Below are 22,175 nucleotides of genomic sequence, written 5' to 3' on the forward strand. Positions count from 1 at the left end.
TCTTAGACTAGCGAGCTATGGATATTACCTTGACCAGCCTTGAAACGGAGCATAGTGCGCTTCTAAAGGCCAAAATAGCCTCTCAAATCGCCTCAAAGGGCGGCTGGCTGGCTTTCTCTCGCTATATGGAAATGGCTTTATATGAGCCGGGAATGGGCTATTACAGCGCTGGTGCTCACAAACTCGGGGCTGGCGGCGACTTTACTACTGCCCCAGAATTAAGCCCCCTCTTTGGCGCAGCTATTTGCTCAACCCTCCTACCGGTACTTGAGGGGCTCAAGGAAAAAGGTCTTCCCACTCAAATCCTGGAGTTTGGTGCTGGGACGGGCAAGCTCGCCACTTCAATACTCACTCGTCTTAATGATCTCGGCTTTCATTTGGATCGCTACGACATTATCGAAATTTCACCTGACTTAGCCCAAAGGCAGCTAGAAAGAATTGGAAGCTGCGTTGAGCCGCTCAATCTTAAGACGCAATTCAACTGGTTAACGGGATTGCCTGAAAATTTTAAAGGCATCATTCTTGCCAATGAAGTGATTGATGCTATTCCTTGTGATGCCATCATTTATCAAAATGGATTTTGGTATTGGTACGGCGTTGCATTTGAGAATGAAAAGCTGACCTGGAAAGTAGGTTCTCCAGTCGAACAACAATTGCTTCCTGAAAGCCTTCTCAGCGGCAACTTCTCTGAAGGTTATGTCACCGAACTACACGTGCCAGCAAATGCATGGATGCTACAGGTTGCAAAACATTTAGATGCTGGCCTATTCCTCACGTTTGACTATGGCTTTCCAGAAAGTGAGTATTACCACCCGCAAAGACTTGAAGGCACCTTAATGGCCCATCATCGCCACCATGCAATTCAAGATCCATTTTATCTACCCGGTCTTTGCGACTTAACAACTCATGTTGAGTGGTCTCAAATTGCTCGTAGCGCGCTGGCTGAAAATGTAGATGATGTATACCTTACAAACCAGGCTGCGTATCTATTGGATGCGGGCATTGGTGACATTGCTTTAGAAATTGGCGATCCAAGTGATCCAGAAACTTTTCTACCGATTTCTAACTCTTTGCAAAAGTTATTGTCTGAGGCTGAGATGGGCGAACTCTTTAAAGCTTTTGCATTTTCAAAGAAATTAGAAAGTCTACTGCCGGGATATGTACTCGAAGATCTGCCGGGCCTACGCGGCAGAAATAGACTGTAGACGCTTGTTTTAAGAAGCTAGAGCCCTAGTAATTGCAGACAACCTAGCAGACTCAAATGCATTGCCAATCCGCTCGCCGTTGGATCGATCTTCTGCAGATACGCCAGCAATAATTTCGGCTGTATTGATGGCTTGAGTACTGCGCATTGCATTAATCAAAGGGGAAACAGGCATTCCCAATTTATCCGCAAGATTCAAAAGTGCTTGTACTCGATCTGGCTTGCGCCAAACATCTGCACGGTTGAACCAATTCAGAACATCAACCGCTTGATAACTAGCATTGAGATACTTGTTTGCCAAGATCCTAAGATCGCTAAATATTTCACTAAAATCTCGCACATCAATTGGCATGCGTACACATTCAGCCCATGAACGAATTTCATTTTCAGGTAAATGCATCAAGGTAATTGCGCAGCGCTCTTCAATACTATTTCCAACTAAGGAAAAATACGTGATGAGCTCTTCACGGAACGACTCTTCAGACAGTTGGGCAGTCAATAAAGGCGCCAATATCGTTCTGGCTGCGTCAGCATCCAATAAGACTTGAAATAAGCGCATCGGCTTAGCAGCAACTAAGCCCCTAGCTAATTCCTGCCAAATGCGTTCTGCCGATAGGGCATTTAATTCGCCTGATTGAGCAATTGCCTTTAAAGCGTTGAGCGTTTCAGGAGCAACAATAAATTCAGGGAAGCGCGCTGCAAAGCGAGCGATTCGCAGTAAGCGCAACGGGTCTTCAGCAAATGCATCTGAGACATGACGAAATATTTTTCCAGCCAGATCTTCTTGACCGTTATAGGGATCGATAATGGGGCCAAATTGCTTGCCATCAGCGCCCACCTCTTGCGCCATCGCATTGATTGTTAAATCACGGCGCTCTAAGTCTTGCTCTAGGGTGACGGAAGGGTCGGCATAAAAATGAAAGCCTTTATAGCCCTGACCAGTCTTACGTTCGGTACGTGCAAGCGCATATTCCGCCTGCGTCTCTGGATGCAAAAATACTGGAAAATCTTTACCAACAGGCCGAAAGCCTTTAGCAACCATCTCTTCTACGCTAGAACCCACCACAACATAATCAATATCGTGTACAGGTAGACCCATGAGGGTATCCCTGATGGCTCCACCTACTGCGTAGATTTTCATTACTGCATACCCTCGAGACTTCGACGACTCATTTTAAATACTTCGGTCAACGCGTCGATCCTATTTGCAGGCAAAGTATTTGGCAACTGCATAGAGGCGATGTTGTCACGCGACATCAGTGTTGGGCCTGGCAAAAACTCAAATGCCAATGCTTGTAAATAACCTATAAAGGCCGGCATAGGAATAATTACGCAAGAGGTCTTAGCCTTACGTGCAGCAAATTCAACAATCTCTTTCATGGTGTAAACCGTTGGCCCAACCAAATCATATGACTGATGAATTGTCTGAGGCATCGATAAAGATTTAACAAATGCTGACGCAACATCATCTACGCTCACTGGCTGGAACAGCGCTTGATGATTTGCTAAAGGCATTGCTGGAAATAGCTTAGTCAACTTAAAGAACAAGTTAATAAATTGATCCTGCGCACCAAAGATCACTGAAGGCCTAAAGATAGTCCAATCTAAATTACTTGCTTTCACTGCAGCCTCACCATCACCCTTACTACGCTGATACATGGATGGGCCTTGAGAATCAGCACCTAATGCGCTCATATGTAGGTAGCGCTTTAAGCCATGCAACTGCATCGCAGTCATAATATTTTTGGGAAGCTCTACATGCGCAGACCTAAATACTTCTCCATAAGGCTTGGCAGGCTTATCGTGCAATACCCCAACCAAATTAATCACAGCACCATTTGGCTTAATGCGTCCACACAGATTCTGTAGTTCATCAAACTCATGAATATCAGCTTCTTCTACATGCACCTTAGGCAACATGCGTAATTCACGCGCGGCAGATAAATGGCCTGTAGGAACTAATACTGAATAACCTGCTAGCTGAAGTTGCGCGGCAATCACTCGCCCCACAAATCCATTGCCACCGATCAGAAGAATGTCATATTTCATGGAAAGCTTTCTTTGCTTTGTGTAGCGATAAATGGTTTAAGGAAGCTCAGATTGAGTTGCAGCCTTTGGTGTAATAACACCCAAGCGCTGTTTTAAGGATTGCGTCTGGCCATTCATCACCGATGAATAGTAAGTCGCATTAGAGAGCACATTCTTCACATAGACACGTGTCTCAGTAAAGGGAATGGTTTCAGCAAAGATAGCACCCTCAGTAGGCCCGGATAATTTTTCACGCCAAGCCTTTGAACGAGAGGGTCCTGCGTTATAGGCCGCAGAAGCCAATACCCAAGAACCATCCAAATCAACGAGGACCATATTTAAATAATTACTACCCAATGTCAGGTTCGTGCTGGTATCGCTTAATTTGTCATTGGTGTAATTTGTCATACCAATTTTCTTAGCCACATACTTTGCTGTATTCGGCATCACCTGCATTAATCCAGATGCGCCCACAGACGATGCTGCATTCATGATGAAGCGTGACTCTTGACGGATCAAGCCATATGCCCAAGCAAGATTTAAATCAATCTGTCTTGCAATCGGAGACAACTCTTCTTTGTAAGGGGTTGGGTAGCGCAAGCTAAAGTCATGTTCTTGCTTAGTACGATCAGCAGTATTAACAACGCGGTCATATAAATTGATTCGCTTTGCATACTCCGCAGCAGCCAACAATTGCTTGTCAGTCATGTTGCGTAATTCCCAGTTCCATTCACGATTACCTTCAAAGCGAAGATTCATGGCATACAAGCGCTCACCACGAATAAAGCCTTTACGACTTGCCATCGCATCAATCTCCTGCTCAGTCACCTTAGTTTTTACAGGCGCATTATTTGACTTGCCCAACTCTTCACGGGCAAGCTGACCATAAAAGTTATATTGATCCGCAATCATTTCAAAGCTGTCTTTAGCTTTTACATCTTGACCTTCAGCCTTTAAAGCGCGGCCATACCAATAAGTCCAAGCAGGATCTTTACTGCGCACTGCTGGATTCATGCCATCAATCGCATTTTTAACTAGGGTCCAATCTTTTGCACGCAAGCCTGCGCGCACCTTCCACTCTTGCGACTCGACCGAAAGAAGTTCGTTGTAGCCCAGCTCTTGCTGCAAACGATATGCGTCATCTGCGTTAGGATCTAATTTCTTGGCTAAAAATTGTCCGATCACACCCCATGCAACAGCTTGATTCTCTTTGCTGTAGCGAGGTGCATTTTGAGAAAAGTCACGATACGCCTTGGATGGATCGGCCTTTGCCGCTTTCACAATATCCCCAATTGGATCTTCGCCACCAAGGCGGCGCGCCATAGTGTCATAGCCCTTCTCACTTGCTGCACGACCAAGGGCCTTAGCCTCACTCGGAGACATACCGCCAGCGGCAACTAAAGACGGGACCAACTCTTGGCATGCTTGCCCAAAGTAACTTGGGTCTAATAAGAGCGCGCGCGCATCGATAGTTAATTTAGTAGGATTCTCGCCTTGAGATAATTTAGATAACAAGGAATAGCACTTCACTTGCGTATCGTCATCCAATACAAACTTGGCATACTCAGCATCAAAACGTGCCCAGTCTTTGCGCTTACCCAAAACTAAGAGCCAATCATTGCGCATACGATCAGCCAATGCGGTACCTTGGTATTGATTTAAGAATGCAACTACTTGAGAATCTGCGCCATAGTCATTACGTGCACCACCAGCACTATCGAATAATTGAGGCTTGATGCGGAAGTAGGCTACATAGTCATCAAACGGGTAATTGGCTAAATTGGATGAAATTTGCTGGGTACGAAATACATCATTCTTCTTGGCAGCTTCACGTAAATCAATAAACATTCGATCGGTATCGGTAATTTCAGCTGGCGCAACCTTGCTCTCATAGGACTTAGGGAGACTTGGCTTTTTCGGCTTTTCTGCAAAAGAATTTGACATGCCTAGGGCTAAGCCCAAAACAAGGATTTTGGCCAATTGCAGGTATTTGCTGTTCGCTATTACAGACTTCATTATTACGATCTAACCCTATTTTTATTTACAAGGCTCAGGCCTTGCAGTAGTTGATTACTATATCCTTTAATTTTCGCCTGATAATGGTCGATATGCACGGTAATTCAGCAAAAACTCTTCGCCAAGATTTATTAAAACAACGCAAGGAATTTGCTTCTGGGAATGCTTATGCCGCTGCGGAAGCAGGGTTGATTGCAGGCCTTAGTCATTTTTTAGCAAATGAAGGCAAATCTATACGCTCAATCGCACTTTATTGGCCGATTCAGAACGAAATAGATTTACGTCCGACCTTATTAAACTGGAAGAAGAATTCTGCTCAAAATCGATTGGCGCTGCCCTATGCACGCCCTGATAAACACCTTGATTTTTTTGAGTGGCAAGAAGGAGATGTCTTAATTCCAAGCGCACATGGTGTTCCCGAGCCTAGCCCGGAAAACACTGCTAGATCTCAATTGATTCCTGACTGCATTCTTATTCCCTGCGTAGGTTGGTCAAGCTCCATCGCTAATGGCAAGACACATTATTGGCGCCTAGGATATGGGGGCGGGTATTTTGACCGAACTCTAGCCCAATTACGAAAAGGCAACCCAAAACTCATTTGTATGGGAATTGGGTTTGATTGGCAGCAGCTAGATGATTCTCAGTGGGCAGCCCAAACTCATGATGAGTCTTTAGATTTACTTCTAACAGAGTCTGGTTTACTCCGCTAAATCGATGCTTTAGCTTTTCTTTGTTAAGCCTAAGTTATCTGCAATTGCTAGAACTGCATCAGCCTGATTCAGGGAATAGAAATGAATTCCTGGAGCGCCAACAGCTAGAAGTTGGTCACACAAATCCGTAACAACCTCTTCGCCAAATGCACGGATAGAAGCAATGTCGTCGCCATAAGACTGGAGACGCAAACGAATCCAACGTGGAATCTCTGCACCACATGCATCAGAAAATCTCAATAACTGACTACTGTTTGTGATCGGCATAATGCCAGCAATGATCGGCTGTGTAACACCTAAGTCATATGCCTCATCTACAAAGCGAAAGTAAGCATCGCTATTGTAAAAATATTGAGTAACAGCAGAGTTTGCACCCGCCTTCATTTTTTGCACAAAGAAATCGACATCACTAGCAGGCGACTTTGCCTGCGGATGCGTTTCTGGATAAGCGGCTACATCGATATGAAACCAGTCACCTGTTTCTGCACGAATAAATTCAACTAATTCATTGGCATGATGAAACTCGCCATACTGACCCATGCCAGATGGCAGGTCACCGCGCAAAGCCACAATACGCTTCACGCCCAAAGCTTGATATTGCTTTAGCATCTCACGCACGCTCTCGCGTGAACTACCAACACAAGATAGATGGGGAGCAACTGCCGCACCAGCAGCGTGTATGTCGCTCACCACTTTTAATGTGCCAGACTGAGTAGAGCCACCGGCACCAAAGGTCACGGAATAAAAAGCGGGTTTGAGAGTTTCAGAAAAACGCTCGCGCACAAGATGTAACTTATTCTCACCTTCAGGTGTTTTTGGAGGAAAGAATTCGACGCTTAATTCCATGATTTTGGGCCTAGGTATCTATTAAACAGTGATTGGATTAATAACGATAGTGGTCAGCCTTATACGGGCCTTGCTTCGTTACACCAATATAAGAAGCTTGCTGATCTGACAACACAGTTAACTCTGCATTGAGAGTCTTGAGCTGTAAACGAGCAACTTTCTCATCCAAATGCTTAGGCAAGGTGTAAACACCAACTGGGTATTTATCTGTGCCTACTGCATTCCACAATTCAATTTGCGCAATCACTTGGTTTGCAAATGAAGAACTCATTACATAAGAAGGGTGTCCTGTACCACAGCCCAAGTTAACCAAACGGCCCTTAGCCAAAATAATGATGCGCTTTTCAGGTTTGCCATTGGCTGCAGGGAAAATCACATGATCAACTTGTGGTTTGATTTCTTCCCATTTGTATTTCTCAATACCAGCGACATCGATCTCATTATCAAAGTGGCCGATGTTACAAACGATGGCTTGATTCTTCATCTTCGCCATGTGGTCATGTGTAATCACATGGTAGTTACCAGTTGCAGAAACAAAGATATCGGCTTTATCAGCAGCGTAATCCATTGTTACAACACGATAGCCTTCCATTGCAGCTTGTAATGCGCAGATTGGATCAACTTCAGTTACCCAAACTTGAGCAGATAAAGCGCGCAATGCTTGAGCTGAACCTTTACCTACATCGCCGTAGCCACAAACTACTGCAACCTTACCAGCAACCATCACGTCAGTAGCGCGCTTGATCGCATCTACTAAAGACTCACGGCAACCGTAAAGGTTATCGAATTTACTCTTAGTAACAGAGTCGTTTACGTTAATTGCAGGGAACTTCAACTCGCCCTTGGCAAACATTTGATACAAGCGGTGAACGCCAGTAGTAGTTTCTTCTGTAACGCCTTTAACTTTTTCTAAACGTGTTGAATACCAAGTTGGGTCTTGCGCCAATTTTTTCTTAATGGCTGAAAACAAAATGGTTTCTTCTTCGCTAGTTGGGTTACTCAAGCAAGCTTGATCCTTTTCAGCGCGTGCACCAAGGTGCAATAACAAAGTAGCATCGCCGCCGTCATCCAAAATCATATTGGTATAGCCGCCATCTGCCCATTCAAAAATACGATGGGTGAAGTCCCAGTATTGCTCAAGCGTTTCACCCTTGATTGCAAACACTGGTGTGCCGTTAGCAGCAATTGCTGCAGCAGCATGGTCTTGTGTAGAGAAAATATTGCAAGATGCCCATTGAACTTCAGCGCCAAGCGCCTCAAGCGTCTCAATTAAGACTGCAGTTTGAATGGTCATATGCAATGAACCAGTAATGCGTGCGCCACGTAATGGCTGTTGTGCAGCAAATTCATCACGAATGGCGATTAAACCAGGCATCTCAGTTTCAGCAATGGCGATTTCTTTACGGCCAAAGTCAGCCAAAGAGATGTCAGCAATTGCGCAACGCATGGCAACAAAGTTATTTAAATCAGAAACGGTATTCATTAATGCTCCAGCTAAATACGATCCAATGCTGGAGTAGAAACTCGCTAGCCATTGAATCATGGGTTAGCGAGCGCGGTTGCAATTAGCAAACTCCGGGGGTTTCCTTAGAGTCCACTCCCTTCAAGCCTGGGGAAGTGCTGGGTCTCAGCATTCCTTGCAACGCTCCTTGAAGGTATGCCGTAATTGTAAACAATTACGGCATATTTCGCCTCAATACACCTACAAACTGCGTATTTACCGCTTACAGACCAGCTGCGGCACGTAATGCAGCCGCTTTGTCTGTTTGCTCCCAAGTAAATTCAGGCTCTTCACGGCCAAAATGGCCATAAGCAGCAGTCTTCTTATAAATTGGGCGCAAGAGGTTAAGCATCTTCACAATACCTTTTGGACGCAAATCAAAGTGCTCAGAAACCAATTGAGCAATCTTCTCATCAGAAATCTTGCCAGTACCAAATGTGCTCACCATGACTGAGGTTGGCTTCGCAACACCAATTGCGTAAGAGATCTGAATCAAGCACTTGCTAGCTAAACCAGCAGCAACCACGTTCTTCGCAACATAACGTCCAGCGTATGCAGCAGAACGGTCAACCTTAGAGGGATCTTTACCAGAGAAAGCGCCGCCGCCGTGAGGGGCTGCACCACCGTAGGTGTCAACAATAATTTTGCGACCAGTTAGACCGCAATCGCCTTGTGGGCCGCCAATAACGAAACGACCTGTTGGGTTCACTAAGAAGTTAATTGCGCCTTTAATCAAATGCTTAGGCAATACTGGTTTGATGATTTCCTCAATGACTGCTTCACGCAATTTTTCGAGAGAGATATTTTCATCATGCTGAGTAGACAACACCACGGTATCAATAGAGTCAGGCTTGCCATCCACATAACGCAAGGTCACTTGTGACTTCGCATCAGGGCGCAACCAATTCAAACGGCCATCACGACGCAGTTGTGATTGACGTTCAACCAAACGGTGTGACAAGTGAATTGGCAAAGGCATGAGCTCTGCAGTTTCGTCGCAAGCGTAGCCAAACATAAGGCCTTGGTCGCCAGCGCCTTGATCTAAGCCGTCATCATGGGCTTTATCAACGCCTTGAGCAATGTCAGGACTTTGCTTGTCATAAGCAACTAAGACTGCGCAACCTTTGTAGTCGATACCGTAGTCAGTGTTGTCGTAACCGATTTCACGCAAGGTATTGCGTGCAACTTGGATGTAATCAACGTTAGCGTTAGTAGTAATTTCACCAGCCAAAACCACTAAGCCGGTGTTACATAAAGTTTCTGCTGCAACGCGTGCAGTAGGATCTTGAGCCAAAATGGCATCAAGAATCGAATCAGAGATTTGGTCTGCGACTTTATCGGGATGACCTTCAGAAACAGATTCTGAGGTGAAGAAGTAATCATTTGCCATTGCATATTCCTTTAATAATTAACACGATCATAGGGACAACTCGACGTGCCAGGAACTACAACGGCGACGCTTTAGCAGAATTTATGAATCGCCCTGCAAGTTGCCTTAACTCAGCGATGAAGCAATCTTATCTGAAAAACGCTTAATTCAGCAAGTTGTGCTGAAATCCACACACCGAGAGCGGCATTGAATATCATTGGGGGGTGCAAAAACTCCTTCTAAAGCTCTGCCTGAATACGATTGCCGTGCTTCCCCTAGCGCTAGTACAGGTCATAGGCGCCTTTTTAGGCATACTGGCATATATTGGCTCCAAGCAATATCGCTCACTCTTTCGACCCCAATATGAAGCTGTAGTGAATACGCATGGCTTGCCATTCAAGCTGTGGGAAGCGGTGAGAGCCTCTGGAATGTTGTTTTCAGACAGCTTATGGATTTGGCGCAACCCCACAAAAGCACTGAAGTTGGTTGAAGTGCAAAACTGGGATGTAGTTGAAGCGGCGATCAGTGAAGGCCATGGCTTGGTCATGCTTACACCTCACCTTGGTGGCTTTGAAATCATCCCGCGCGTACTTGCCCAACATTTTCCAGCAACGATTCTCTATAGACCATCGCGCCAAGAATGGCTCAATCAAGTAGTGGAAGAAGGTCGCGCTTATCCAAATATGCATTTCGTGCCGACCAACCTCAATGGTGTACGACAAATGACTAGGGCACTCACTCGAGGCGAAGCAATTGGCATCCTTCCGGATCAAGTACCCAGTGGCGGCGAGGGTGTTTGGGTACCATTTTTTGAGCGCCCCGCTTACACAACACCATTGCCCGCTCGACTTGCTAATCGCAACAACACACCGGTAGTTATGTTTTCTGCCAAACGCAAAGGCATTGGCCAGGGATGGCTTATGCAGGCAACTCGCCTTGCTCCTTTGTCTGAAGATGCCAATATTGCTGCGGCAGAACTCAATGTGGCGATTGAAAATGCCGTTCTCATCGCACCAGAACAATTCATTTGGTCATATAACCGCTACAAGCATCCCACTGGTGCAGAATTACCTCCAAGCAATTAAGTAAATTCGTTATCATTTTTTGAAATGACCTGGTTACAAAACCTCTTTAATTTCTTGGCGCTCAATCTTTTGCGCCTTTTTGCCTTCCTCCCTTACACCATTACCGTGCATGTGGGCTACGGCCTAGGCTGGCTTGCAGCCCAAGTTCCAAATGGCCGTACCCATGTTGTAAAAACCAATTTACGTTTGTGCTTTCCTAATCTCAGCGCAAAAGAAATTGATGATCTTGCAATAGAACACTGGAAATTATTCGGTCGCAGCGTACTTGAGAGAAGCCGCATCTGGCTTGGTAGTGGAAAACAAATTACTGACATCGTCACAATCGAATCTGCAATTACGCTAGGGGATCGTAAGCCACGTCTACTCATTAATCCACACTTTGTAGGGCTTGAAGGCGGCTTCATGGCACTTTCAGTATTGGCTAACCAGCATGACTGGCCACGTGGTGCAGGTCTCTACCAAAACATGAAGAATCCCTTCTTCAATCAAAAAATGATTGAGTGGAGAAATCGTTTTGGCGGGAAGTCCATTGAGCGGCAGAGCCGCTTACGTGATCTCATCCGAGAAATTCAAACGGGTAACTTTATTTTCATTGCCCCCGATATTGACTTAGGCCCTCGTGACTCTGTCTTTGTGCCTTTCTTTGGCATACAGACCAATACCATTACTTCCGTCTCCCGCCTAGCAAGGCTGAGCGGGGCTGAAGTGTGCCTTATGACAACTACTTTGAACAAAGATCGTAAAGGCTATACCTGTCATATTACTGAGCCATTGCCGAACTTTCCTAGTGATGATGTTGAAGAGGATACCGCTCGCTTAAATCAATACATTGAGGAGCTTGTTCGCGAAAGACCAGCGGAGTACTATTGGGTTCATAAGCGCTTTAAACATAGACCCGAAGGCGAACCTAGTCTTTACGATTAAACGGAATCATTTTGAGCACCACTACTATCAATCCATTACGCAAGCTTCGCTTCACCAAAATGCATGGTGCTGGTAATGATTTCATTGTGCTCAATGGCATCGACCAAGATCTCAGCAGCATTACCCGCGAGCAATGGCAAGCATTAGCCCATCGTCAATTTGGGATTGGTGCCGATCAAATTCTCTTAGTTGAAAAAGCTACTCGCCCCGATGCCGACTTTAGATACCGCATCTTTAATGCTGACGGCGGTGAAGTTGAGCAGTGCGGCAATGGTTCTCGCTGCTTTGTGCGCTTTGTATTGGATCAAGGGCTATCCAATAAGAACCCTTTACGTGTCGAAGTTGCCCACACGGTTCTCACTCTCAAGTCTCATGAGGATGGCCAAATAGAGGTAGATATGGGTGCGCCAATTTTTGAACACAGTCATATTCCATTTAATGCCAATGGCTTGGCAAGCGTTCAAGAGTTTCAAGAAACGCTGTACGCACTTCCCCTCAATCACCCAGCAACCCACGATAGTTTGGTTGGCGTTCTTTCCATGGGCAATCCACACGCCGTGCAGGTGGTTGGCGACGTCGATAGTGCGCCCATCTTAGAAGAAGGGCCTGAGATTGAAAAGTTTGCAGCGTTTCCGAAAAAAGTAAACGTGGGTTACATGCAAGCAATCAATCGTCATGAAATCAAATTGCGCGTTTTTGAACGTGGCGCCGGGGAAACCTTAGCCTGCGGCACTGGCGCTTGTGCGGCTGTGGTTTCGGGGATTCGTCGTGGCCTTCTAGACTCACCAGTAAAAGTGCATATGCGGGGCGGAAATTTACAGATTGCTTGGGGTGGCGTAATTGATGGTGTTGCTCAGCCCGTCATTATGACTGGTCCAGCAGTTACAGTCTTCGAAGGCGAAACAACAATCTAAAAGCTATTGCTCTTAAATTCCGTATTTATCACGATAGGCTTTCACCGCAGGCAAATAATTTGTGAGTTGGGCATCGCTTGACGCTGTCAAGAATGACATCAAACCAGCTAAGTTGGCAATCGCAATGACTGGCAAACCAAACTCTTGCTCCACTGCCTGCACGGCAGACTTATCTCCAATATCAATCGCATTACCTGAGCGCTCCATACGATCCAGGGCAATAAGGACGGCGGCCGGCTCTGCGCCAGCACCACGAATCAGATCAACCGATTCTCTTACTGAAGTACCCGCTGAAATCACATCATCAATGATGACTACTCGGCCTTTGACAGGTGCGCCAACTAGCATGCCGCCTTCACCATGGTCTTTGGCTTCTTTGCGGTTGTAGGCATAAGGCACATTGATACCGTTATCTGCCAAGGCGATAGCCGTAGCAGCCGCCAATGTAATGCCCTTGTATGCTGGGCCATAAAGCATATCGAACTGTATGCCCGACTCTTGCAAGGCTTTGGCATAGTAACGGCCTAATGCGCTCAAACGTGCACCATCATTAAATTCACCAGCATTAAAAAAATAAGGTGAGAGTCTTCCTGCTTTGGTTTTAAACTCCCCGAAGGACAAAACCTTTGCCTCTAAGGCAAAACGAATAAAGTTATCTTGATTTGAATTATTTGAGCTCATAGGCCTATATGTTACGCATCATTTCCGCGAACCTCAACGGTATCCGCTCTGCAGTCAAAAAGGGCTTTCTGCCATGGGCTGTGAAGCAAAAAGCGGACTTTATTTGCATGCAAGAGCTCAAAGCTCAGCACGATGATCTGGAGGATGCCATCCTCAATCCTGATGGCATGCATGGCTTTTTCCATCATGCTGAAAAAAAGGGCTATAGCGGTTGTGGCATCTATACCCCTCATAAACCTGATGAGGTCTTATACGGCTATGGCAATGAAGAGTTTGATGCAGAAGGGCGCTATGTAGAGGCGCGTTTTAAAGGGCTTTCCGTTATTTCTGTCTACATGCCCTCGGGCTCAAGCTCGCCAGAGCGGCAAGAGGCTAAATACCGCTATCTCGATAGCTTCCTCCCGCATCTCGTTTCCCTAAAAAAGTCTGGTCGTGAAATTGTTCTTTGTGGTGACGTCAATATTGCCCATCAAGAAATTGACCTAAAGAATTGGAAGGGTAATCTTAAGAATTCTGGTTTTTTACCTGAAGAGCGCGCATGGCTTACCAATCTCTTTAGCAAAGTAGGTTACGTGGATATTTATCGTCAGCTCGAACCAGAAGCAACTGAAACTTGCTACACCTGGTGGAGCAATCGAGGCCAGGCGCATGCAAAGAATGTTGGCTGGCGTATTGACTATCACATCACTACCCCTGGCATTGCTGCTACAGCCAAGAAAACTGCGGTGTACAAGGAGGAGAAATTCTCAGACCATGCACCACTTACCGTAGATTACGACTGGAAGATTTAACAAGTAACAGGGGAATTTACTCACCCATTACTCCACTTTTACTCCCCCTCTTTTTTGGTCTGCACGATCTTGAAATGAATCGTCGCCCAAATAAGAAGTAGGACTGGAGCGCCAATAATGGCGGTGCCGTAGAAGAATGCTTGGTATCCAAAGTTATCAACAAATACGCCAGAGAAGCCTGCTAACCATTTAGGTAAAAGCAGCATCATCGAACTAAACAAAGCGTACTGAGTTGCTGAGTAACGAATATTGGTTAATGAGGATAAGAAAGCAATAAAGGCTGCACTGGCAATGCCCGAGCTTAAGTTATCTGCAGATATTACCCAAATCAAACCATGCAGGTCATGACCCTGGGTTGCTAACCACGCAAACAATATATTACTAACGGCCGAGAGTACCGCGCCCACAAATAGTATTCGTAAAACGCCAAAACGAAGTGTGAGAACGCCACCAACAAATGCGCCTACCAAGGTCATCACCACTCCAAAGACCTTGCTGACAGCGGCTACCTCATCCTTGGTGTAACCCATATCGACATAAAACGGATTAGCCATGATGCCCATCACCACATCGCTAATACGATAGATTCCAATTAAAGACAAAATCAATACGGCGTGCCAGCGATAACGTGTAATAAATTCAGCAAATGGCTCAACTAAGGTTTGGTACAGCCATGCCTTGGCGGTACGTACTTTAGCCAATTCATATCTTGCTGGCTCCTTGCTCAAGAGGGTGGTAATAACACCCACGCCAATAGAGGCTGCCATACAGAGATAGGCAAATTGCCATGCACTTGCATCGTAGCCGCTACCTGTTTCTGCCCTAGCGGCAAGCCAGAGAACTCCAGCACCAGCCCATATCAATGCCAATCGATAGCCCGTTTGATAAGTGGCCGCCAAGGCTGCTTGATGATCGCTCTTAGCCGACTCAATACGAAATGCATCTAGGGCGATATCTTGAGTCGCAGATCCAAAAGCCACCAATAGCGCACACCAAACAATAGAGTTGAGTGCAAGCTTAGGATCTATAGTCGACATGCCAACAAGCCCTAGAATGATGAGGGCTTGGGCAAAGAGCAACCAGCTGCGGCGGCGGCCAAATAACTTAGTTAACAAGGGTATTTGCAAGCGATCTAAGAGGGGTGCCCAAACCCACTTAAAAGCGTAGATCAAACCCACCCAAGTTAAGTAGCCAATGGTGCTGCGATCAATACCAGCCTCACGCAACCAAAAACTGAGAGTGCCAAGAATAAGCAATAAAGGAAGCCCTGCTGAGAAACCCAAGAACAACATGCGTAAGCAAGGCCATTCGAGATAAATACGAAAATCTTGAAGCCAGGACTTCACTACATTAAGTTGTTTATTAGGCACGACGGATGCGGAACAATGCGAGGCTGCCAAAGAGATTTGGCAGCAAAGTTACTTGTCGACCCTCATGCAATATGCATTGATCAACCACCTTCAGGCCAAGGCTTGATGCCAACTTCTCAAAGTCGGCGACGGTAAGCACGCGAACGTTTGGTGTGTTGTACCACTGGTAAGGCAGACTCTTAGACACTGGCATGCGTCCAAGGCCAACAGCTAAGCGATGGGACCAGTGCCCAAAGTTTGGAAAGGAGATGACTGATTCCTTTCCCACACGAACCACTTCACGCAAAATCTTTTCTGTTTGATGAATAGTTTGCAAAGTTTGTGAGAGCACAACCGTATCAAAACTATTGTCTTCAAAAAGTGCTAGGCCGCCCTCTAAATTTTGCTGAATGACATTCAAGCCCTTTTGCACGCAAGAGAGTACACGTGAATCATCAATCTCAACGCCATAAGCATGAACAGGCTTTAATTTCTGCAAAAACTCTAAAAAGCTACCATCACCACAGCCCAAATCTAATACCTGCGTATTTGGTGCAATCCAATTAGCTATGGCAGCAAAGTCAGCGCGCTTAGTGAAATTACTCATGCTTGAGCCTCACGCATTTGCTTAAAGTAAGCTCTAACGAGATTATGGTACCGCTCATCATCCAACAAGAATGCATCATGCCCATGCGGCGCATCAATCTCTGCATACGTTACTTCACTCTTATTGCTTAGCAAAGACTGCACAATCTCGCGACTACGATCAGGCGGAAAGCGCCAATCGGTTGAAAAGCTGACAACCAAAAACTTAGACCGAACATCTGCTAGAGCACGATTCAGGCTGCCATCATAACGACGCGCAGGATCGAAATAATCTAGTGCGCGTGTAATGAGTAAATAGGTATTGGCATCAAAGTAGGTTGAAAATTTATCGCCTTGATGACGCAAATAACTTTCAACCTCAAATTCGACATCAAAACTAAAACGGTAGTCATTAGATTCACCGTTAGGGCGCTGTAAGTCACGCCCAAATTTTTCAGCCATGTCGTCATCAGACAGATAGGTAATGTGACCAACCATACGGGCTAAACGCAAACCGTGTTTTGGCACAACACCGTGCTCATAGTAGTTACCGCCATGAAAATCAGGATCAGACAAAATCGCGTTTCGCGCCACTTCATTAAAAGCAATATTTTGCGCACTTAATCTTGGAGTGGATGCCACAACTACGCAATGGTCTATGCGCTTTGGAAACTGAATGGCCCAAGCCATGGCCTGCATTCCGCCTAAGCTTCCACCCATCACCGCAGCAAACTTCCTTATGCCCAGCTTATCGGCCAGACGGGCTTGAGTATTAACCCAGTCCTCAACCGTGACAACAGGAAAATCTGCGCCATATGGCTTGCCGGTTGCTGGATTGATACTCATCGGCCCAGTTGAGCCAAAACAAGAGCCCAAATTATTTACGCCAATGACAAAAAAATGATCGGTATCTACTGGCTTACCTGGGCCAATCATGTTGTCCCACCAACCAATATCTTCTGGATTTTCTGGACTTGGGCCGGCTACGTGATGAGATGCATTCAGAGCATGACAAACAAGTACTGCATTACTTTTATCAGCATTAAGCTTGCCGTAAGTTTCAATCACTAAATCGTAGCCAGACAACATAGCGCCACTCTGCAAAGGCAGGGGCTCGGCAAAATGGATGGTGTTTCTAGAGAGGTGTAGCTCGCTCATTCTGACAAGAGAAGGCGCAAACTAACATCGGAGGCTTCAGTTGGCAATTTCTTAAAGCCGCTACGGGCAAAGCGATGCCAACGACCCAAAACAAAACTCATCAACATGGCAGCACGGATACTGACCTCTTCTTGACCCAGCTGCCCCCAGTTGCCACCCTGAGTTTGGGCAATACGCAGAGCTTGCTTTAGAGATGCTTCAACACGATCTAGCACTTGAGTAATACGCTCTTGCAAGCGATCATCTTCTTGCAATAAAGCGTCGCCTAATAAAACGCGAGTCATACCAGGGTTCTTCTCAGCAAAGAACAAGAGCATTTGCAAAATGCCACGAGCTTGGGCTAGGCCAGACTCTTCCTTTTGATTGATTTGATTAATCAATCCAAAAACAGTTTGTTCAATAAAAGAAATGAGGCCTTCAAACATCTGCGCTTTACTAGCAAAATGACGATATAGGGCTGCCTCTGATACTTCAATCTTGGCAGCTAAAGCCGCCGTAGTAACACGCTCACCCTTAGGGTTTTGCAGCATCACAGCAAGCACTTGCAGAATCTGTAAGCGGCGCTCACCTGGGCGAGGGCGCTTACGAGCTGTGCCAGCATCAGCCTTGCTTTCATTGATTTTTGCTGGCTCTAAGGATTCGCGCATGCTTATTTGCCTACTTATCTAGAGCGAATCATCGTACCGAATGCTTGCTCGGTCAAAATTTCTAACAATAAAGAATGCTCAATACGGCCATCGATGATGTGCACTGAATTGACACCGCTCTTAGCAGCATCTAATGCAGAAGAAATCTTAGGCAACATGCCACCGGAAATAGTGCCGTCAGCAAATAGTGCGTCAATTTCTCGCGCAGTTAAATCTGTGATCAACTTGCCATCTTTATCCATCACACCTGGAATATTAGTCATCATGACTAACTTCTCTGCGTGGAGGATTTCAGCCATCTTGCCGGCCACTAAATCCGCATTGATGTTGTAGGCCTGACCTTCTGCACTAAAGCCAATAGGGGAAATCACCGGAATAAAGGCGTCGTCTTGCAAAGCTTTTACCACCGCAGGATTAATTGCCTCGATCTCACCAACAAAACCGATATCAACCATCTTGTCCGGCTCTGTGTCGCTAGGAATCATCATTTTCTTGGCATGAATCAGCCCACCGTCTTTACCTGTCAAGCCAACAGCTTGGCCACCAAAGTGGTTAATCAACATCACTATATCTTGCTGGACCTCACCACCGAGAACCCACTCCACCACTTCCATGGTTTCTTCATCGGTTACGCGCATACCTTGAATAAAGTTACCGGTCTTGCCAATTTTCTTGAGAGCCTCGTCAATCTGCGGCCCACCGCCATGAACTACTACCGGGTTCATGCCAACTAACTTCAACAAAATGACATCGCGCGCAAAAGACTCTTTCAAGCGCTCTTCAACCATTGCGTTTCCGCCGTACTTAATCACAATCGTTTTGCCGTGATACGCGCGGATGTAAGGTAAAGCCTCGGCCAGAATCTCCGCCTTCAATAGAGGAGAAATATCACTAATAGTTGGTAAATGCTTAGTCATTGCCACTTAAAATTTATTCGCCAAATAATTTTTGACGGAGTTCGCGACGCTCTTGAGCTTCAAGAGATAAATTGGCTGTAGGCCTTGCAATTAAACGGTTCAAGCCGATTGGCTCACCAGTTTCTTCACACCAACCGTAATCACCAGATTCAATACGAGCCAATGCTTGCTCTACTTTTTTGAGCAACTTGCGCTCGCGATCACGTGTGCGTAATTCCAATGCATGCTCTTCTTCAATCGTTGCACGATCAGCAGGATCAGGCACCAAAATATTTTCACGTAAATGCTCTGTAGTCTCAGAAGCATTTTTCAGAATGTCATTTTTGAGTGTAAGTAATTTTTGACGGAAAAAATCTAACTGGGCAGAATTCATGTAGTCCTTGTCGGACATCTTGAGTAATTCCGCTTCAGTTAATGGAGCACCTTTTGCAACCTTAGCGCTTGCAGCCTTGCTACTAGCTTTTGGAGCGGTTGCTGGTTTTGTTGCTGTTTTTACCGTCATTTCATTCTTCCTTGGTTTGAAGCATTATTGCCTCATTCTGCCAAACTTTTACGGCCCCCTTATTAATATTCTTTAATATTCATCAATATGGGCCGTGGCGGCGGATTGTACCCGAATCTAGCTAAGCCAAACATCCCTCAAGCCCAGCCAATAGGGTGTCTTTAGGCAAATCGATGCCTATAAAGACCATCCGGGTTTGCTTATGCTCAGCACCCCATGGACCGGCTAAATCGCTGCCCATCATCTGATGAACGCCCTGGAATACCACTTTTCGGTTACTTCCCTTCACATAGAGCACGCCTTTGTAGCGCAGCATCTTCTCCCCAAAGACCTCCAGAATGCCTCCAAGGAAGTCTTCCAGTTTTTTGTGGTCAAAGGGTTTATCACTACGAAAAACAAAGGATTGGATGCGGTCTGTATGGCCGGCATGCCCATGGTGATGGTGTTCGTGATCATGACTATGGTCGTGCCCGCAGGTACTGTGATCATGGTCATGACTATGGTCATGGCCGCAATTGGCATGATCGTGGTCATCCTGCTCTAAGAAATGTGGATCAATATCGAGCTTCGCATTTAAGTTAAAGCCCTTAAGGTCCAAAACAGCACTCAAAGGCACAACACCCTTGAAAATCCCTGCAATAGGAGCCCTCGGATTCATATGCATCAGGCGATTGCGCAAAGCATCTACTTCGGCCGGGGCCACCAAATCAGTCTTAGTAATAAAAATTTGATCCGCAAAACCAACCTGGCGTTGAGCCTCTTCGTGCTCATTAAGCTGCTGCTGACCATGCTTGGCGTCCACCAAGGTTACCACCGCGTCTAAGACATAATGGTCTGCCACATCATCATCCATAAAGAATGTCTGAGCAACTGGGCCAGGATTGGCTACGCCTGTGGTTTCAATGACGACGCGGTCAAAGCTAATCTTTTTATCTTTACGCTGCTCCCAGAGCTCATTTAAAGCATCTACAAGGTCGCCGCGAATGGTGCAGCAAATGCAGCCATTGCTCATTTGCACAATATTCTCTTGGTTGTCTTGTACCAAGATGTCGTTATCAATATTTTCTTCACCGAATTCATTCTCGATGACGGCAATTTTTTTACCATGCTCCTCAGTCAGAATGTGTTTAAGCAAAGTGGTTTTGCCGCTTCCTAAGAAGCCCGTCAAAATCGTTACCGGAATTAATGCCATGGATGATCCAATCAAAATCTAAAAGCCATCGGTTCCCAAAGCGGGAAACCTTCTATCTTACCGAGTTCCTCAGTCTTTGCCAGCCTTTGCGCGTGGATGCGCTTTATCGTACGCCTGAGCAAGGTGCTGGAAATCCAAGGAGGTATAAATCTGGGTGCTGGCGATGCTGGCATGCCCCAACATCTCCTGGACGGCACGCAAATCTTGGGAAGATTGCAGCACATGGCTCGCAAAGCTATGGCGCATCATATGAGGGTGTACATGGGTAGGAAGGCCAGCGCGCATGGCCAAAGTACGTAATCTTGCTTGTACGGTGCGGGGTGATAGGCGCTTGCCAGTTGCCGATAAAAACAAGGCGTTGGATTCTTCTGTGTAACTTAGGGCATCACGCAACTCTCGCCATGCGGCCAGTAATTTCATCGCAGGTATGCCAACTGGGACAGAGCGGCGTTTACCACCCTTACCCAAAACGGTTACTTCAGCAGCATCCCAATCTAGCCAGCCAGCAGATTCATGTTGGCGATCTTTGCTTTGCATCACATCGATCCCAAGGAGCTCTGATAGACGCAAGCCCGAGGAATACAGCAAATCAATAATTGCTGCATCTCGGATCGACTCCAAATCCTTTTTTTCTTCGGCCTCTTTGACTGCTTGGTTTACCAAGGAAAGCGCCTGTTCAACGGATAAGGCCTTAGGTAAAGACTTCAGACGCTTGGGTGCCTTGACGTCGTCAACCGGATTGGCAATTAAATTGCTGGTTACCTTGCCGGCACGGGCATCGCGCCTGGCGTCTTTTTCAGTAAGCCAGTTATACCAGCCACGCCATGCAGAGAGTGCTCTCGCAATACTTCTTGAGGATTGGCCTTTGGAATGAAGGCGCCCAGCCCAACGACGTACATGACCATTGCTAACTTTTAATAGCTCAATGGAATCTTCAAGGGCAAAATTTTGGAGGTCGCTCAAATCCATGGCGTACGCTTTGAGTGTATGCGGCGAGAGTTGACGCAATACATGTAGCTCATGCAAATACTCTTGCATGAGTGGATCGAGATCAGTCGCCTTTAGTTTCATAAGCCTGGATACGATCCAAAGCTGCGGCAGTTAATTCGGCAATCTGACGCAAGTAGAAAGCGCCCATATCGGCTGTAAAACGCGACTCGTCCTTGCTGGCCAATAGCAATACAGCTGGAGATTGAGTGACGCCAATGCTCTTACCTAAGGGTAAGCCAATAGCCACCATGCTTTGCCACTCAGGATTAATAGTTGTTTGGCTTGCTAGCAAGTCTACACTGGCAGCAGCTAACTCTTTAGCGGAGCCACATAGAGGTGTATCCACCCAAGGACCAAATACCGCGTTAGGCGATAGTAATTGCGCAGACTCTACCTCAAATACTTCAGCCAAACCCGCGGCAATAGCCTCTTCCACATCAAGTTTATTGTTAGCCTTCATTAAACGTAACAACCAAGCAACCAAACTTTGTTGGGTTTTATCGTTACGGCTACCAAAGTGCAGCATCTCACTTAAGCGACGATTGAGCTCTTGATTTTGTGTTCGCAATACCGTCATTTGACGTTCTTGCAAAGAAATCGCACGGTCTTCATGGGGATGCTTTATCCGAATCTCATTAAAAAGATCAGCGTAGCGCTCAAAGAAGCCTGGGGTTACACGCAACCACTCTGCAACCAACTCCTCTTGCTCGGCTTGCTTTGGATCAATTGCACTCATGTATTTCTTTCTTTATTTACTAATTTTATA

At 46.0% G+C, this 22,175-nt stretch carries 22 protein-coding genes and 1 riboswitch; of the genes, 6 read left to right on the plus strand and 16 right to left on the minus strand.

Annotated elements, in window-relative coordinates; translation table 11 throughout:
* Positions 1 to 17: 17 nt before the first annotated feature.
* Positions 18 to 1,205 (plus strand): class I SAM-dependent methyltransferase, encoded by a 1,188-nt coding sequence (locus ICN48_RS04890; protein ID WP_216152586.1) that lies wholly within the window; start codon positions 18 to 20, stop codon positions 1,203 to 1,205.
* A 9-nt stretch (positions 1,206 to 1,214) separates the two neighbouring features.
* Here the strand turns inward: ICN48_RS04890 and ICN48_RS04895 are convergent, their stop codons facing one another.
* From ICN48_RS04895 to ICN48_RS04905, 3 genes are read right to left on the minus strand one after another with little or no spacing between them, the layout of a single operon-like run.
* Entirely contained in the window at positions 1,215 to 2,345 is a 1,131-nt protein-coding gene (locus ICN48_RS04895; protein WP_216152587.1) for a polynucleotide adenylyltransferase, read from the minus strand.
* Positions 2,345 to 3,253, minus strand: coding sequence for a complex I NDUFA9 subunit family protein (locus ICN48_RS04900; RefSeq protein ID WP_216152588.1), 909 nt, complete (start codon positions 3,251 to 3,253; stop codon positions 2,345 to 2,347). The genes ICN48_RS04895 and ICN48_RS04900 overlap by 1 nt, the downstream gene beginning before the upstream one ends.
* Before the next feature lie 36 nt (positions 3,254 to 3,289).
* Positions 3,290 to 5,248, minus strand: a complete 1,959-nt coding sequence (locus tag ICN48_RS04905) for a lytic transglycosylase domain-containing protein (protein ID WP_216152589.1) — start codon at positions 5,246 to 5,248, stop codon at positions 3,290 to 3,292.
* A 92-nt stretch (positions 5,249 to 5,340) separates the two neighbouring features.
* Between ICN48_RS04905 and ICN48_RS04910 the strand changes: the two genes are divergently transcribed.
* On the plus strand, positions 5,341 to 5,958 hold the full coding sequence (locus ICN48_RS04910; RefSeq protein ID WP_255539471.1) for a 5-formyltetrahydrofolate cyclo-ligase: 618 nt from the start codon (positions 5,341 to 5,343) through the stop codon (positions 5,956 to 5,958).
* Positions 5,959 to 5,967: 9 nt separating this feature from the next.
* On the opposite strand, the gene metF is transcribed toward ICN48_RS04910, so the two are convergent.
* The 3 genes from metF to metK all read right to left on the minus strand — a co-directional run bounded on the left by metF (position 5,968) and on the right by metK (position 9,695).
* Positions 5,968 to 6,804 (minus strand): methylenetetrahydrofolate reductase [NAD(P)H], encoded by an 837-nt coding sequence (metF, locus tag ICN48_RS04915; RefSeq protein WP_216152591.1) that lies wholly within the window; start codon positions 6,802 to 6,804, stop codon positions 5,968 to 5,970.
* Between the two features lie 37 nt (positions 6,805 to 6,841).
* Positions 6,842 to 8,287, minus strand: coding sequence for an adenosylhomocysteinase (gene ahcY / locus ICN48_RS04920; RefSeq protein ID WP_216152592.1), 1,446 nt, complete (start codon positions 8,285 to 8,287; stop codon positions 6,842 to 6,844).
* A 61-nt stretch (positions 8,288 to 8,348) separates the two neighbouring features.
* Positions 8,349 to 8,461: riboswitch (S-adenosyl-L-homocysteine riboswitch) on the minus strand.
* 67 nt (positions 8,462 to 8,528) lie between these two features.
* Positions 8,529 to 9,695 carry a methionine adenosyltransferase gene (metK, locus tag ICN48_RS04925; protein ID WP_216152593.1) on the minus strand — a complete coding sequence of 389 codons (1,167 nt, stop codon included), beginning with the start codon at positions 9,693 to 9,695 and terminating at the stop codon, positions 8,529 to 8,531.
* 203 nt (positions 9,696 to 9,898) lie between these two features.
* On the opposite strand from metK, the gene ICN48_RS04930 reads away from it, so the two are divergent.
* Genes ICN48_RS04930 through dapF form a run of 3 tightly spaced genes read left to right on the plus strand, consistent with a single transcriptional unit; the run spans position 9,899 to position 12,597 of the window.
* On the plus strand, positions 9,899 to 10,759 hold the full coding sequence (locus ICN48_RS04930; RefSeq protein WP_370624145.1) for a lysophospholipid acyltransferase family protein: 861 nt from the start codon (positions 9,899 to 9,901) through the stop codon (positions 10,757 to 10,759).
* 24 nt (positions 10,760 to 10,783) lie between these two features.
* A complete protein-coding gene (locus ICN48_RS04935; protein ID WP_216152594.1) occupies positions 10,784 to 11,683 on the plus strand; it encodes a lipid A biosynthesis acyltransferase in 900 nt (299 codons plus the stop codon).
* Between the two features lie 59 nt (positions 11,684 to 11,742).
* Positions 11,743 to 12,597, plus strand: coding sequence for a diaminopimelate epimerase (gene dapF, locus ICN48_RS04940; RefSeq protein WP_216152690.1), 855 nt, complete (start codon positions 11,743 to 11,745; stop codon positions 12,595 to 12,597).
* Between the two features lie 12 nt (positions 12,598 to 12,609).
* On the opposite strand, the gene pyrE is transcribed toward dapF, so the two are convergent.
* The gene (pyrE, locus tag ICN48_RS04945) at positions 12,610 to 13,278 is read right to left on the minus strand and encodes an orotate phosphoribosyltransferase (protein WP_216152595.1); all 669 of its coding nucleotides are present in this window, start codon (positions 13,276 to 13,278) and stop codon (positions 12,610 to 12,612) included.
* A gap of 8 nt (positions 13,279 to 13,286) precedes the next feature.
* Between pyrE and ICN48_RS04950 the strand changes: the two genes are divergently transcribed.
* On the plus strand, positions 13,287 to 14,069 hold the full coding sequence (locus ICN48_RS04950; RefSeq protein WP_216152596.1) for an exodeoxyribonuclease III: 783 nt from the start codon (positions 13,287 to 13,289) through the stop codon (positions 14,067 to 14,069).
* A 38-nt stretch (positions 14,070 to 14,107) separates the two neighbouring features.
* Here the strand turns inward: ICN48_RS04950 and ICN48_RS04955 are convergent, their stop codons facing one another.
* From ICN48_RS04955 to ICN48_RS04995, 9 genes are all read right to left on the minus strand, one after another.
* A complete protein-coding gene (locus ICN48_RS04955) occupies positions 14,108 to 15,439 on the minus strand; it encodes an MFS transporter (protein ID WP_216152597.1) in 1,332 nt (443 codons plus the stop codon).
* Positions 15,432 to 16,025, minus strand: a complete 594-nt coding sequence (gene metW, locus ICN48_RS04960; RefSeq protein ID WP_216152598.1) for a methionine biosynthesis protein MetW — start codon at positions 16,023 to 16,025, stop codon at positions 15,432 to 15,434. The genes ICN48_RS04955 and metW overlap by 8 nt, the downstream gene beginning before the upstream one ends.
* The gene (locus tag ICN48_RS04965; RefSeq protein ID WP_216152599.1) at positions 16,022 to 17,161 is read right to left on the minus strand and encodes a homoserine O-acetyltransferase; all 1,140 of its coding nucleotides are present in this window, start codon (positions 17,159 to 17,161) and stop codon (positions 16,022 to 16,024) included. Before ICN48_RS04965 ends, metW begins: the two co-directional genes overlap by 4 nt.
* Entirely contained in the window at positions 17,158 to 17,808 is a 651-nt protein-coding gene (slmA, locus tag ICN48_RS04970) for a nucleoid occlusion factor SlmA (protein ID WP_216152600.1), read from the minus strand. The genes ICN48_RS04965 and slmA overlap by 4 nt, the downstream gene beginning before the upstream one ends.
* Before the next feature lie 14 nt (positions 17,809 to 17,822).
* On the minus strand, positions 17,823 to 18,725 hold the full coding sequence (argB, locus tag ICN48_RS04975; protein ID WP_216152601.1) for an acetylglutamate kinase: 903 nt from the start codon (positions 18,723 to 18,725) through the stop codon (positions 17,823 to 17,825).
* A 13-nt stretch (positions 18,726 to 18,738) separates the two neighbouring features.
* Positions 18,739 to 19,116: an RNA polymerase-binding protein DksA gene (gene dksA, locus ICN48_RS04980; protein WP_216152691.1), complete on the minus strand. Its 378-nt coding sequence runs from the start codon at positions 19,114 to 19,116 to the stop codon at positions 18,739 to 18,741.
* A 232-nt stretch (positions 19,117 to 19,348) separates the two neighbouring features.
* Positions 19,349 to 20,419: a GTP-binding protein gene (locus tag ICN48_RS04985; RefSeq protein ID WP_216152602.1), complete on the minus strand. Its 1,071-nt coding sequence runs from the start codon at positions 20,417 to 20,419 to the stop codon at positions 19,349 to 19,351.
* Positions 20,420 to 20,488: 69 nt separating this feature from the next.
* Entirely contained in the window at positions 20,489 to 21,490 is a 1,002-nt protein-coding gene (locus ICN48_RS04990; RefSeq protein ID WP_216152603.1) for a tyrosine recombinase XerC, read from the minus strand.
* Positions 21,471 to 22,145: a DUF484 family protein gene (locus ICN48_RS04995; RefSeq protein WP_216152604.1), complete on the minus strand. Its 675-nt coding sequence runs from the start codon at positions 22,143 to 22,145 to the stop codon at positions 21,471 to 21,473. Before ICN48_RS04995 ends, ICN48_RS04990 begins: the two co-directional genes overlap by 20 nt.
* Positions 22,146 to 22,175: the final 30 nt, after the last annotated feature.

The sequence above is a fragment of the Polynucleobacter sp. JS-Safj-400b-B2 genome, assembly GCF_018881975.1.
GTDB lineage: Bacteria > Pseudomonadota > Gammaproteobacteria > Burkholderiales > Burkholderiaceae > Polynucleobacter.